The sequence below is a fragment of the Phaeobacter inhibens DSM 16374 genome (genome assembly GCF_000473105.1).
GTDB lineage: Bacteria > Pseudomonadota > Alphaproteobacteria > Rhodobacterales > Rhodobacteraceae > Phaeobacter > Phaeobacter inhibens.
This window is the reverse complement of sequence record NZ_KI421498.1, coordinates 517,525-529,882: the sequence shown is the minus strand read 5'-3', so window position 1 is coordinate 529,882 and position 12,358 is coordinate 517,525. Positions and strand designations below refer to the sequence as shown.

The window sequence follows — 12,358 nt, the reverse complement described above, 5'->3', positions numbered from 1 at the left end:
TTCACATCGTCTGACGGCAAAGCGCAGCCGTATGCTTTCTCCTCCTCTCTTTGGGCCACCCCCCTTGACCAGATCGGCAGAATCTTCCTCGCGTGCATCCAAGATCACCGGCCAGACCGCCAGGATCCTGAGGCGCTGTGACCGTCTATTCCCGCGTCCAGCGGTTGCAAGACGACCAGCCTGCAACTGTTCGCGGAACACAGTTTGGTAACTGTCACCAATATTGCGACGTTCCGCACCGCCACGGCGACCAGCCGAGGGATGGACATTGCCAAGGGAAAACACGCCACACCATCGTGCAACACCCCCGGACCAAGGGCGGTTAAATATCCCCGCCCCGCAAGATGAAGTCGTTATCTCCTTGGCCCTGTTCCAGCCGTTCGTCCGGCAGAGCCCCGCATAAACTTAAGAGCGGGCGGCCAGGGATTGTTCCATTTGCTTTTGCAGGAAACCGTCCTGGTCAAGTCCGTCTTCACCTATGATAACCAGCCGGGTTTCCGGGGTCCCGCGCCATGGGCCGTCGTGGCGGAATTCCAAACGGGAACCAACCTTCTGGAACACAATCCGAGTGTCGGGGAAGTCTATGCAATAAAGCACGCCCTTTGCCCGGAACACCGAAGCGGGCAAGGCACCCAGCGCAGATTTGAAGCTGGCGTAGCTAAACGGCTTCTGCGATGACCAGCTTTGCGAGTAAAATCCGGCCGCCGGGTTGGATTGCAGCAGGGCCGCACTGCTTGGGTCATGCAGGCCGGTGTCCAACAGATACTGCAGGGGAACATGTCCATCACGGGCCTCATAGCTGGGCAAATCCGGGAACAGCCACCGCTCGCGGAAATCTCCGACCCTTTGCGCGTCGACAAGATCTGTCTTGGTCAGCACCGCGATATCCGCCGCCTCAATCTGCGCCTGTACCAGTTGCTGGCAGTTGTCCGACAGCATGTCGGTGTTTTCGGCGTCCAGCAAAGTTACGACCGCGTCGAGCCGTGCATAGTTCCGCAGCTGGGGATAGCCGAAGACAGACGCGATGCGGCCGGGCTGAGAAACCCCGCTGGCCTCGATCAGCAGATACTCAGGCGAGTTGCCTGAGCGGAACAGGGCCTGGAGCTGCGCCACCAGATCACTTTGGATCGAGCAGCAAACGCAGCCGTTCGACAGCTCCATCACCTCGCGCTCGCGCTTCAGGATCAGGTCGGAGTCGATATTGACCGCGCCGAAATCATTGACCAGCACGGTGATGTTCAGCCCGTGATCCCCCTGCAGCAGGGTGTTGATCAGAGTGGTTTTGCCAGAGCCGAGGAAGCCCGCGACGATGGTCACCGGAACGCGCGTGTCCATCAGATGTCCACCGGAGTGAAATCAGGCACCGGAGAGGTGATGCGGCTTTCAAAATCTGTGCCTTGCATCCAGCCCTTTGGGTCATGCACAATCTCGCCATCCACCATTGTCAGATGCACCTGCGATTTGTGCCAGTTGCCCTTGGCGTCAATCTCCAACAGGTTGCGGTCCAGGACGATCAGATCGGCGGTCTTGCCTGCGGTGATCGAACCGGACACATCCTCGCAGCCCATCGCATAGGCGCCGTTGAGGGTCAGCATCCGGATCGCCTCTTGCGGGGTGATCGACCGGCCCAGTTTGCCCTCCATCTCCCCGCGCGGGTTTTCGCGGGTGACAAGCGTTTCGAACCCGAACCAAGGGTCGATGCTGCTGACCGGCCAATCGGTGCCCATTACGGTAACTCCGCCCGCATCCAGCACGCCGCGCACGTTATAGGCCTCCTGCAGTCGCTCCCCGAAAGACGAGCGCGCACCGATGGTGAACTCCGACGGGAACCAGCCCACCGGCGAGAACTCGGCAATCACGTCCAGCTCAGCAAAACGGGCCAGATTGCCCTCGTCCAGCAGGGTGGAATGGGCGCATTGGTGGCGCATGCCACCGGGACCGTTGCGGCGGCGGCATTCAGCTACTGCATCCAGAAAAATGTCCGAGGCGCCATCACCGGTACAATGGGCGATTACCAGGATCCGCTTGCGGTCCATCTCTGCCACCATGTCGTAGATATGTTCAGGCGTCAGGTTCAGCGAGCCCTGCCAGGTCTTTTCGTTCGGCCATGGGGTGATCAGGTAAGAGGTGCGCGGCTCGGCGGTGCCGTCAAAGTGGAACTTTACGGCATTCGCGTTCAGACGCTTGGAGCGGTAGTAATGCCGCTCGCCCGCCAGCAGCTCCCAACGGCGGCACACCGGGAAGATGTCGTCCTGCCAGCTGATCGCGGCCTCAACCCGCACCGGCAGCTCACCCGCGAGGTCGATAGCACGCAGCGCATCCAGACGCTGCTCGCACACATGCACGTATTTCGTTGCCACCACCCCGCGGGCAGACTGGAACCGCGCGCCCTCGCGGTAGGCGCGGGTCAGCGCATGCATCGGCGGCGGCGGCATCGCCGCCATGATCAGCGCATAGGCGCCATCGACCAGAATGCCGTCCGGCTCGCCGGTCAGCGGATCGCGCACGATGTAGCCGTTGTTGGGATCGACTGTGTCCTTGCTGACGCCTGCCAGCTCCAGCGCCTTTGAGTTGGCCATGCAGCTGCCCCACATCCGGTCCATGATCGCAACCGGCCGGTCGGGGATAAAACTGTCGAGCCAGTCGCGCCCCGGCTTCAGCCCCGCCTTGCGGAAGGCGTAGTGGACGAAATGCTTGCCGAAAATCCACTCGCGGTCGGGGTTTTCGGTTGCATAGCGCAGGGTCGCCTCGCGCACCTGATCCAGGGAGGGCGTCTCCAGTCCCACGTCCAGATAGTCGGAGTATTTCGGCCCCAGAGCCAGATCCGGATGGGTGTGCATATCGTACAGCCCCGGCATCGCAAAGGCGCCGTTCAGATCATGCACATGGGTGTAATCGGCAATCAGCGGCTCTATCTCGGCATTGCTGCCAACCGCCATGAACCGCCCGTGTTTGATTGCCACCGCCTCGGCCCAGGGCTGATCCTGATCAACGGTGTAAATCCGCCCGTTCCGCAGCACCATATCCGCCGCAGGCAGCCCTTCAGGCGTGTTGGTCGACCGGATTCCGGCGCTCGAAACCATGCTAGTTGTCCTTTTTCTGTCCTGGGCCCGCACCACACCGGCATGCGGCTGCCCTGTCCGGGCACAGTAAGAACGCAGGATTTCTCACGTCAAATGAAAGAAATTCCGCTGCATTTAAAATTTTTCTCATGCAATATGCCCGAAACCCTGCATGGAGAGATCCCGAACATGGGTAGCATGGCCGAAAGAGACGCAAGCGATGCGCGCCGGGTCTACCCGTCGATGACCGCGCTCAGGATGCTGGAGGCGGTGTCGCGGCTGGGCAGCCTGCACAAGGCGTCAGAGGCGATGTTCGTGACCCCCAGCGCGGTTTCGCATCAGCTGCGAAATCTGGAGCAAATGCTGGGTGTCAAACTGATCAGCCGTGCGGGCCGCAAAGTGGAGCTGACCTCAGCCGGCAACCGCTATGTGCAGGACATCCGCAAGGCGCTGGAGATCGTCGAACGCGCCAACGCTCCACTGGGCGGCAGCGAACCCTTCGGACCCTTGCGGATCAACTGTGCGTCAGGCTTGGGCAGCTATTGGCTCGCGTACCACATCACCGAGTTCCTGGACCTCTTTCCCAACATAGACCTGGAAATCACCAACGAGACCGATCGCAGCGATATCCTCAACGATCAAACTGATTTCTCGATCATCTACGGCGACGGCGCCTGGCCGGGCAAGCACGTCCAGCACCTGTTCACCCCACGCGCTTTCCCAGTCTGTTCGCCCGCCTTCCTAGAGCGCCACGGCCGCATCCGTACGCCCGAGGATCTAGTGAAACTGCCGCTACTGCACCACCGCAATCAAAGCGATTGGGTGGTCTGGCTGTCTGCCGCCAGCAAGAAGAGCTTTGAGTTGAGCAAGGGCATCATGTTTTCGGACGTGACCCAAAATATCAACGCAGCTATTGCCGGAGCCGGGATAGCAATCGGGGACGACATCCTGGGCCGCCACGCGCTGCGCGAGGGTAAGCTGGTACGCCTGTTTGACACCGATATTCGCGGCCCCCACGCCTATTACATCGTTACCCAGAAAGAGCGGATGGAACGCCGGGTTTGCCAGCTGGCGATCGACTGGCTGTCGCGCTGGTTCCAGGAATACACACTGCAAACGCAGAGTTAGTAATACGCAAATTCATGAAAAAATCTCAAGTAAATACGGAAGTTTCTTTCATTTGACGTGAAAAAACTGACTGCAGTCCTTTCGCCAATGCTCAGGGCCTTACCGGGGCCAGGAACGATGGGGAACCAGTCAGTGTCACAAATCGCGGCCAGCAGCACCTGCAAGTCATATGGCAACTTCAAGGCTCTTCATGATGTCAGCATGGAGATCAACAAAGGCGAGTTCCTGACCTTTCTCGGCCCCTCCGGTTCCGGCAAGATCACTTTTCTGATGATTCTTGCAGGCTTTACCGAACAAACATCCGGCCAATTGATGAAAGACGGCCGGGACATCAGCGCACTGGTGGCAGAAGAGCGAAACTTTGGCATGGTGTTTCAGGGCTATGCGCTGTTTCCTCATATGACGGTCTGGCAGAATGTCGATTACCCTCTGCGGGTGCGTAAGATGGGCAGCGCCGAACGCAAGCAGAAGGTTGGGCGGATCATCGAAACCGTTGGCCTTACTGAACATGATCACAAGAAACCCTCGCAACTCAGCGGAGGGCAGCAGCAGCGGGTGGCCCTGGCGCGCTCATTGGTGTTCCAGCCGGATGTGTTGCTGCTGGATGAGCCGCTGTCGGCGCTCGACCGCAATCTGCGCGAACAGATGCAGAGCGAACTGAAGCGGGTGCATGAGGAAACCGGAACCACCTTTGTCTTTGTCACCCACGACCAGGGTGAGGCGCTGGCGATGTCCGACAAGGTGGCCATTTTCAACAAGGGTCGACTGATGCAACTGGACTCGCCTGACCGGATCTATAGCGCGCCGGACTCGCGCTTTGTCGCAGAATTCCTGGGCCAGATCAATATCTTCCCGGTAACGAGCCCCGGCATGGATGGCGACCTCTTGCGCGCTAATCTGGACGGCACGACGCTTTCGGCCGCCAATCCGGGAAACCGCGTGAACAGCACCGTCAACATCGCCGTGCGGCCTGAACACATGACACTCAGCTCCGAGCACCCTGCAGATCAGACCAATATACTGCCCGCCCGGGTGGTCCAGACCACCTATCAGGGCTCGCATAGCGACCTGATGCTGCAGACGCCGCAGGGCCGCACCATCAGTGCCTCCACCCACAGCGCCAATGGCACGCTGCCCAGTGTTGGCAGTGAACTGTGGGTCAGCTGGTCCCCCGAAAACAGCATCGTGATTGCCGACTAACAGGACCAGGACTGCGCTGCCCGAAGCGGCAGTCGGCGCGACATGACCAGGGAGAAAACAATGAGCAACTTTCAACGAGACTGCTGCGAGCTATTGGCTGAGCGCTTCCGGAGTGGCAAGCTGGACCGTCGCGGCTTTCTGACCGGGCTGGTTGCCTTGGGGGCAGCGACTATGGCCGCGCCGGGTGCCCGGGCCGCAGGCCAGGAGCTGGTCGTGGTCAACTGGGGCGGGGATGCGATTGACGCCTACTCCGCCGCCTTTGCCGAGGCTTACGAGGCCGCCACTGGCAACAAGCTGAAGATCGACGGCTCCGGACCTCTCGAAGGCTCGATGAAGACCCAATTCGAAAGCAACTCGGTCCGCTGGGACGTCTGCGACGCCGAACCCTATTCCGCGATCCGCCTGGGCCGCGAAGGCATGATGGAGAAAATCGACTATTCCATCGTCGACCGCAGCAAGATCGAGCCCGGCTTCGACGGCGAATTCTACGTTCCCTCCTATTTCTACAGCAATGTCATCGCCTATGACGCCGCCCGCTTCGGCGATGACGCGCCCAGCACCTGGGCCGATTTCTGGAATGTCGCGAAGTACCCGGGCAAACGCACCCTCTACAAATGGATGACCGGCGTACTGGAGGCCGCGCTGCTGGCCGATGGCGTGGCGCCTGCTGAGCTTTATCCGCTGGATGTGGACCGCGCGCTGGCCAAGATCGAGGTGCTGAAGCCGCATATCGTCAGCTTCTGGTCCTCCGGCGCCGAAAGTCAGCAGCTGTTGCGCGACGGCGAGGCCTCGATGGGCCTGCTGTGGCACACCCGCGCCAACCTGACCAAGCAGGACACCGAAGGCGAGGTCGACTGGACCTTTGATCAGGGTCTGGTGTCGCCTTCCGGCTGGACTGTGATCAAGGGCAACCCGGCCGGGCTAAAGGCTGCAATGGAGTTCATCGCCCTGGCTCAAAATCCGGACAATCAGGTGACCCTGCTGAACGAGCTGGGTAACGGCCCAGCCAACCCTGCCGCCCATGCGCTGGTTTCGGAAGAAATGAAGCCGGTGGATGCGAGCTCCAAAGAGAACCTGGAGCGGCAGATCGCGCTGCAGGCGGAATGGTACGCCGACCACTACGGCACCGCGCTGGATAAATATCTGGCCCTGGTCAGCAGCTAAGCACTCGGGGAGGGGCAGCAGGATGGCCGCACGGCTCAATATACACACCATAGCCATGTGGCTGCTGCCCGCCCTTTTCCTGGCGGTCTATCTGGCACCGCTCTTGGGCATCTTTGGCTGGTCTGTCTCTCGGCCTGAGCCCGGAGCCCAGAACTATGTGCGGATGCTGACTGATGCGGATGCGCTCAACATAATGCTGCGCACCGCGCGGGTCTGCATTCTGGTCACCCTTACCTCAGTGCTGATGGCCTACCTTCTGGCCTATCACTGGGTCTTCGGCTCACCCGCGCGCAAGCTGTTCATGGAGCTTTGCATCTTCATCCCCTTCTGGATCTCAGTGCTGATCCGCGCCTTCGGCTGGGTGGTGATCCTGCGCAACAAGGGCATCCTGAACGAGACCCTGCTGTCCATTGGCGCCATCGCCGAACCGCTGACGCTGGTGCGCACTGAATTTTCCGTGGTCCTAGGCATGGTGCATTTTCTGGTGCCCTTTGCAGTCTTCCCGATTGCCTCGATCATGCGCCAGATCGACTCTCGGGTGCTCTTGGCCTCGCGCGGTATGGGTGCCAGCCCGGCCTTCACCTTTTGGAATGTGTTCCTACCACTCACGGTATCCGGCATCCTAGCCTCGGTGATCATCGTCTTTGTCTTTGCCCTTGGCTTCTTCATCACCCCGGCGATCCTCGGTGGCGGTAAAATCGTGATGATTGCGGAATACATCTACATCCAGATGTTCCAGACATCGAACTGGGGCTTTGGCGCCGCGCTCAGCATCGGGGTGCTGGCCGTGGTCGCGGCAATGGCGGGCCTGCTGTTCAGGGTCATCCATCCGGAAAGGCTGGTCAAATGATGCGCAAGCCCCGGAACCTGCAAGGCTGGCTGCTGAAACTTGCCGCCATCCTCACCGGCCTCTTCTTGCTGATGCCGCTGCTGGCTGTGATCCCGGTCACCTTCACCCCCAAGCGGTTCCTGTCTCTGCCAAAGGGCGACTGGTCCCTGCGCCACTATCGGCCGCTGCTGACAGACGAGGCCTGGCTGGCCAGCATATCCGACAGCGTGCTGGTGGCTATGGCCAGCAGCGTGATCGCCACGGTTCTAGCCACCGCTTTTGCCTTGGGCCTTTGGTTCCGCCAGCCGCGCTATGGCGGGGCGCTGGTGGGACTGGCGCTGTTGCCGATGGCGGTGCCTCCGGTGGTCTCGGCGGTAATCATCTACTTCCTGCAAGCGCGCATCGGCCTGATCGATACCTATGCGGGGCTGATCCTGACCCATGTGATCATGGTGACGCCCTTTGCGGTGATCGTGATGCTGACCGCCACCTCACGGCTGGACAAATCGCTGGAGCTTGCCTCGCGCAACCTTGGCGCCTCGCGATTGCAAACCACCTTCTGGGTGGTGCTGCCGAACCTCAAATTCGGGCTGTTCTCGGCCTGGTTCCTTAGCTTGGTTCTGTCCTGGGAAGAGATCGCCGTCACCTTGTTTGTCAGTGGCATCGACGTGATCACCCTGCCGAAACGGATCTGGGATGGGCTGCGCCTCAACGTTGACCCGATCATCGCTGCGGTCTCGGTGATCCTGATGGTGCTGACCACCATCGCCATCGTCGCCAAGGCCCTGTACGAGCACCGTAAAGACAAGTCCGGCAGTTGAGATCAGGCACAATCGAAAGCACATCCAATGGATATCAGTCAGATTTCCGCTCTATTCGCTCCGGTGATCGGCACGCAGAATGTGATCACCGGCGAGCGGCTCGCCTTGCGCAACACCGGCTATTGCGCCGCGAGCTATGACGGTGGCGTGCTGCTGACTCCCGGCTCGGCGCAGGACGTTAGCAAAATTTGCTGGTTGGCTGCCGAACATGGACTGGCAATTGTTCCGCAAGGCGGGTTGACCGGGCTGGTGCAGGGCACTGCCACGGCCCCCGGGCAGGTGGCCTTGTCGCTAGAGAAGATGACCCGGATTCTGGAGCTCGATCCGGTGCAGGGCATTATCACCGCTGAGGCCGGCGTCACCCTGCAGCAGGTAATCGACGCCGCCGAGCCCCTCGGCCTCGCCCCCGGTGTCGACCTGCCGTCGCGCGGCAGCTGCACCCTGGGTGGCCTCGCCTCGACCAATGCTGGCGGCATCCAGGCGATCCGTTACGGCATGGCGCGCGACAACATTTTGGGGCTGGAAGCGGTGCTCGCGGACGGTACGATCCTGGATCTGAACAACACTCTGCTCAAGAACAACGCAGGCTATGACCTGAAGCAGCTGTTCATCGGCTCCGAAGGCACGCTTGGCATCATCACCAAACTCACCCTGCGCCTGCACAGCCGCCCGTCCTCGGTGCAAACTGCGCTGATCGGCTGCGCCGGAACCGAAGATCTGTTCCAAGTGCTGGCCAGCGCCCGCAAAGCCTTTGGAGGCAGCCTCTTGTCATTTGAAGCCATGTGGCCGGAGTTCTTCATCCAAATCGCCACGCATTTGGGCAGCAGCTTGGTGTCACCCGATTGCGGTATCTACGGGGTGATCGAGACCGGCCACTGGGGCGACAAAGAGCACGAGGATGCTCTGACGACCTTTCTGGCCGGATGTTTCGAGGATGGCCTTCTGCAGGACGGCACCCTCGCCCAGTCCGAAACACAGCGCCGCACCATCTGGCAGCTGCGCGAGGACGCAGACGTGATAGAAAGTCCGAACGGCCCCTGCCTGTCCTACGACGTCGGCCTGCGCCTTCACGATATCCCCGGTTATGTTGAACAGCTGCAAATGCGGATCGCAAAGGATTGCAAGGGAGTCACCTGCTACGTTTTCGGCCACATGGGCGACGGCAACTTGCACATCATGGTAGGGCCTGCCCATGACCCCGCTAGTCACGCCACAATTGACGGCGCTGTCTACGGCGTGCTGCAGCAATTCACAGGCACGACCGTTTCGGCAGAACACGGCATAGGACTCGAAAAACGCATGCATCTGCCGCTTAGCCGCCCCACACCGGCTCTCGCGGCCATGCGACAGCTAAAGACAGCGTTTGACCCCCAATCTACGCTCAACCCCTCCAAAGTGTTTGATGATCTGCCCTGCCTCGCCCTCTCGAAGGAGGATGTGTGATTTGACCAGTCTGAATACTCGCCAAATGTCAGATGCCCGGATACGCGCAAGCACAATGCCGTTCGGTCCTTCGATCAGCAAACCATTCAGAATCCGACTGACGGTACTCAGGTGAAATCCAGTTTCACGCGCAATCTCAGACAGTGTCATCGGAGCAAGAGCGCGGTCGCCAAGACGGAAATAGGAGCCCTTGCGTTCCACGATTTCACCAACTACCCCTTTTCCCGCACGCTACCGCCGCAACGTCGGGATGGCCCTTCTTACAATCACTGGCCCGCAGCTGTGCTTTTTGTCGGAAGTAGAGAGGTGCAGGTCATGGATGGGCTAGCCAGCACCGTCGCCACGTGGTTTTGAGCTGATCCGGGGAGTGACTTCGCGACAGTGCCGACCCGTCAGCCTGTAATCCACCCGGAAAATACCAAAAAAGTCAGCAGCTTCCCGGGCTTCAACTTCTGCTAGCCGCCACACAGCCGAAGCTGCCTTATCGAGATCCGTTCTGTGACTGACACTTACTCTATGGAGATCAGCCCCACCGCACGGTCCGTTGACCGGCAGCAACTCAGCCTCTTTGAAGCAATCAGTAAAATTTGCGACCTTTACACGCCAGATGAATGCCAGAACTACTTTTGTTAGGCAGGGTATGTTTTAGAACTTAAGCGTCCAGTCTCAGTGACCCGATGCCCCTTCGCAACTCCTCTTAATTGCCTTGCTGAAAAACTAGCTCAGCTAATCCTAGTTCCAAGGGGACTACCGGAGACCATCCCGGTAAAGGGGTACCGCCAGAAAATGGCTCCATAACCTCTTCAGGTCTGTAAGAATGTGCGCCCCAGTGCAAATCAGCTTCCCGGCCGACAATCTGCTCAAGCTTCTGGGCCAGCTCACGAATACTCAATCTGTTGCCGGAGACAGCAAAGTACTCTTGGTGCCCGGTCTTTGATTCAGATGATAGCAGGTGAACCGATGCCTGAATCAAGGCCTCGACAACATCATCAATGTGAATCAGGTCCAGTTTCTGCAGCCCTTCTGAAAGGCAAAGCGTCTGTCCATTGGCAATAGCCTTAGCCAACGACGGCAGCAATCTCGGACGCGGATCTCCAGCTCCGTAAATTACGGACGGTTTGATTGAGATTGCACGGGTAGGCACCGCATGAGTGTAATAGTTCAGCAGTTCAGTCACAGCACGCTTGCTCGCGGCATAAAGACTGGTTGGTGCGATCTTTCCGTCGCTGCTGTACTCTAGGTAAGTTCCAAGGTTAACGATGCGAAGCTCTCCAAGCTGCCGTCCAGCCTCAAACAATGCTGCAGCCAGTTGAACATTGCTTTGCAGCATCGTATCGATGTCGTCTGGACCGTGTGTTGTTTGAACCAAGCCAGCGCAATGGATCATTACGTCCGGGCGGAATTGACAGATTGTTTCAATAGTGTCAGCCGCACAACCAGTTGTTTCCAGTCGCTCAGCTCCTACGCAAAGCGCTATGTTCCGGTTATTTCGCATCAAACAGCCAGTTACGGCATTTATACGGCACAAACGCTCAAGAAGTTTGCCGCCCAGGAAACCTGTTGCCCCTGTCAGCAAAACCCTCTTTCCTTCAAGCGCATTCATAGCTTCAGTCTTCGGGTGTACTGGGTTATCTGCCCAGACACCATTTCTACCCGCTGCTCCAGGCTGCGGCAACTGTACCAGCTTGCTGTGAAGTCCATCATGCCTTGTAAGGATAGTGCCGGTTTCCAATCCAACAGCGCACGGGCGGCCGTGCTGTCCAGCGCCAAGAGCTGGGCTTCATGCGGCCCGCTCTCTGCAGCTGTTTTCCAGGAAAACTTCCCATGCATTTTGGCTGCAAGGCGGTCTGCCAAGTCGCCGACGGGAAGGGCGTCTCCATCCACGGGACCGAAATTCCACCCCTTTGAAAAGAGAGCCGGATCCTCTGCGCCTTTGTACGCCAGTTTCAAGTATCCTTGAAGGGGCTCGAGGACATGCTGCCAAGGGCGTACAGCCCGTGGATTCCTAATCTCCAGAGGTGATCCGGCCAGCATTGACCGCATGGCATCTGGGATCAACCGGTCTTCACTCCAATCTCCGCCACCGATCACATTCCCCGCCCGTGCGCTGCTGATGGACACGCCATGCTCGTCCGCGCGCTCTGTGGGAAAATAGGAATCTCGAAACGCGCTAGTAACCAGCTCCGCGCAGCCTTTGCTGCTCGAATATGGATCATGTCCACCCATCGGATCAATTTCGCGGTAGGCCCAAAGCTGTTCACGGTTTTCATAACATTTGTCGCTGCTAACAACCACAATGCTCCGCAGATCAGCTACAGAACGACAAGCATTCAATAGATGTGCCGTTCCCATGACATTCGTCGCGTAGGTTTCAACCGGGTTTTGGTAGGAGGCGCGAACCAAAGGCTGTGCAGCAAGGTGCAAAACAACCTCAGGATTGAAGGCCCGCAGGGATCTCTTGAGGGTTTCCTCGTCCCGGACATCTCCGATGAGATGATCAAGCCTGGCGCCTAGGCCCAGTTCTTCAAACAAAGGCTTGAACCCGTCGGGCACCTGGCCACTCTCGGGCGCTAAAGAAAACCCTCGGACTTCCGCACCGAGCATAAGAAGCCAATGGGCAAGCCAACTTCCCTTAAACCCTGTGTGCCCGGTCAGAAAAACTCTGCGCCCTTTCCAGAACGCACTTTGTGTCTCCCAGCTCATAACAGCAG

11 protein-coding genes are annotated in these 12,358 nt (G+C 59.1%); 6 read left to right on the top strand and 5 right to left on the bottom strand.

The window, feature by feature from the left end:
* Positions 1-405: 405 nt before the first annotated feature.
* Together INHI_RS20405 and INHI_RS0106240 are read right to left on the bottom strand one after the other, a co-directional pair.
* Positions 406-1,335, bottom strand: a complete 930-nt coding sequence (locus tag INHI_RS20405) for a CobW family GTP-binding protein (protein WP_051338955.1) — start codon at positions 1,333-1,335, stop codon at positions 406-408.
* Positions 1,335-3,083, bottom strand: coding sequence for an amidohydrolase (locus tag INHI_RS0106240; RefSeq protein ID WP_027247105.1), 1,749 nt, complete (start codon positions 3,081-3,083; stop codon positions 1,335-1,337). Before INHI_RS0106240 ends, INHI_RS20405 begins: the two co-directional genes overlap by 1 nt.
* 177 nt (positions 3,084-3,260) lie before the next feature.
* Here INHI_RS0106240 and INHI_RS20400 point away from each other — a divergent pair, with 177 nt between their 5' ends.
* The 6 genes from INHI_RS20400 (at position 3,261) to INHI_RS20395 (ending at position 9,647) form a co-directional block, all read left to right on the top strand.
* Positions 3,261-4,190: a LysR substrate-binding domain-containing protein gene (locus tag INHI_RS20400; RefSeq protein WP_162148081.1), complete on the top strand. Its 930-nt coding sequence runs from the start codon at positions 3,261-3,263 to the stop codon at positions 4,188-4,190.
* An 87-nt stretch (positions 4,191-4,277) separates the two neighbouring features.
* Positions 4,278-5,390, top strand: coding sequence for an ABC transporter ATP-binding protein (locus INHI_RS0106230; RefSeq protein ID WP_367834105.1), 1,113 nt, complete (start codon positions 4,278-4,280; stop codon positions 5,388-5,390).
* Between the two features lie 60 nt (positions 5,391-5,450).
* Complete coding sequence (locus tag INHI_RS0106225) at positions 5,451-6,554, top strand: ABC transporter substrate-binding protein (protein ID WP_027247103.1); 1,104 nt, start codon at positions 5,451-5,453, stop codon at positions 6,552-6,554.
* Positions 6,555-6,576: 22 nt separating this feature from the next.
* Positions 6,577-7,404: an ABC transporter permease gene (locus tag INHI_RS0106220; RefSeq protein WP_027247102.1), complete on the top strand. Its 828-nt coding sequence runs from the start codon at positions 6,577-6,579 to the stop codon at positions 7,402-7,404.
* A complete protein-coding gene (locus INHI_RS0106215; RefSeq protein ID WP_051338953.1) occupies positions 7,401-8,204 on the top strand; it encodes an ABC transporter permease in 804 nt (267 codons plus the stop codon). The genes INHI_RS0106220 and INHI_RS0106215 overlap by 4 nt, the downstream gene beginning before the upstream one ends.
* Before the next feature lie 27 nt (positions 8,205-8,231).
* Positions 8,232-9,647, top strand: a complete 1,416-nt coding sequence (locus INHI_RS20395; RefSeq protein WP_051338952.1) for an FAD-binding oxidoreductase — start codon at positions 8,232-8,234, stop codon at positions 9,645-9,647.
* On the opposite strand, the gene INHI_RS20880 is transcribed toward INHI_RS20395, so the two are convergent.
* The 3 genes from INHI_RS20880 to rfbG all read right to left on the bottom strand — a co-directional run bounded on the left by INHI_RS20880 (position 9,555) and on the right by rfbG (position 12,350).
* Complete coding sequence (locus tag INHI_RS20880) at positions 9,555-9,851, bottom strand: RNA polymerase factor sigma-54 (protein WP_081698688.1); 297 nt, start codon at positions 9,849-9,851, stop codon at positions 9,555-9,557. The two genes, INHI_RS20395 and INHI_RS20880, sit on opposite strands and share 93 nt — an antisense overlap.
* 493 nt (positions 9,852-10,344) lie before the next feature.
* The gene (locus INHI_RS0106205) at positions 10,345-11,250 is read right to left on the bottom strand and encodes an NAD-dependent epimerase/dehydratase family protein (RefSeq protein WP_076615885.1); all 906 of its coding nucleotides are present in this window, start codon (positions 11,248-11,250) and stop codon (positions 10,345-10,347) included.
* The gene (gene rfbG / locus INHI_RS0106200) at positions 11,247-12,350 is read right to left on the bottom strand and encodes a CDP-glucose 4,6-dehydratase (RefSeq protein WP_027247099.1); all 1,104 of its coding nucleotides are present in this window, start codon (positions 12,348-12,350) and stop codon (positions 11,247-11,249) included. The genes INHI_RS0106205 and rfbG overlap by 4 nt, the downstream gene beginning before the upstream one ends.
* Between the last annotated feature and the right edge of the window lie 8 nt (positions 12,351-12,358).

Coding starts and splice junctions, on each gene's coding strand:
- INHI_RS0106220 (WP_027247102.1), top strand. CDS start 6,577: ATGGCCGCACGGCTCAATATACACACCATAGCCATGTGGCTGCTGCCC.
- INHI_RS20395 (WP_051338952.1), top strand. CDS start 8,232: ATGGATATCAGTCAGATTTCCGCTCTATTCGCTCCGGTGATCGGCACG.
- INHI_RS0106205 (WP_076615885.1), bottom strand. CDS start 11,250: ATGAATGCGCTTGAAGGAAAGAGGGTTTTGCTGACAGGGGCAACAGGT.
- INHI_RS20400 (WP_162148081.1), top strand. CDS start 3,261: ATGGCCGAAAGAGACGCAAGCGATGCGCGCCGGGTCTACCCGTCGATG.
- INHI_RS0106240 (WP_027247105.1), bottom strand. CDS start 3,083: ATGGTTTCGAGCGCCGGAATCCGGTCGACCAACACGCCTGAAGGGCTG.
- rfbG (WP_027247099.1), bottom strand. CDS start 12,350: ATGAGCTGGGAGACACAAAGTGCGTTCTGGAAAGGGCGCAGAGTTTTT.
- INHI_RS0106215 (WP_051338953.1), top strand. CDS start 7,401: ATGATGCGCAAGCCCCGGAACCTGCAAGGCTGGCTGCTGAAACTTGCC.
- INHI_RS0106230 (WP_367834105.1), top strand. CDS start 4,278: ATGCTCAGGGCCTTACCGGGGCCAGGAACGATGGGGAACCAGTCAGTG.
- INHI_RS0106225 (WP_027247103.1), top strand. CDS start 5,451: ATGAGCAACTTTCAACGAGACTGCTGCGAGCTATTGGCTGAGCGCTTC.
- INHI_RS20405 (WP_051338955.1), bottom strand. CDS start 1,335: ATGGACACGCGCGTTCCGGTGACCATCGTCGCGGGCTTCCTCGGCTCT.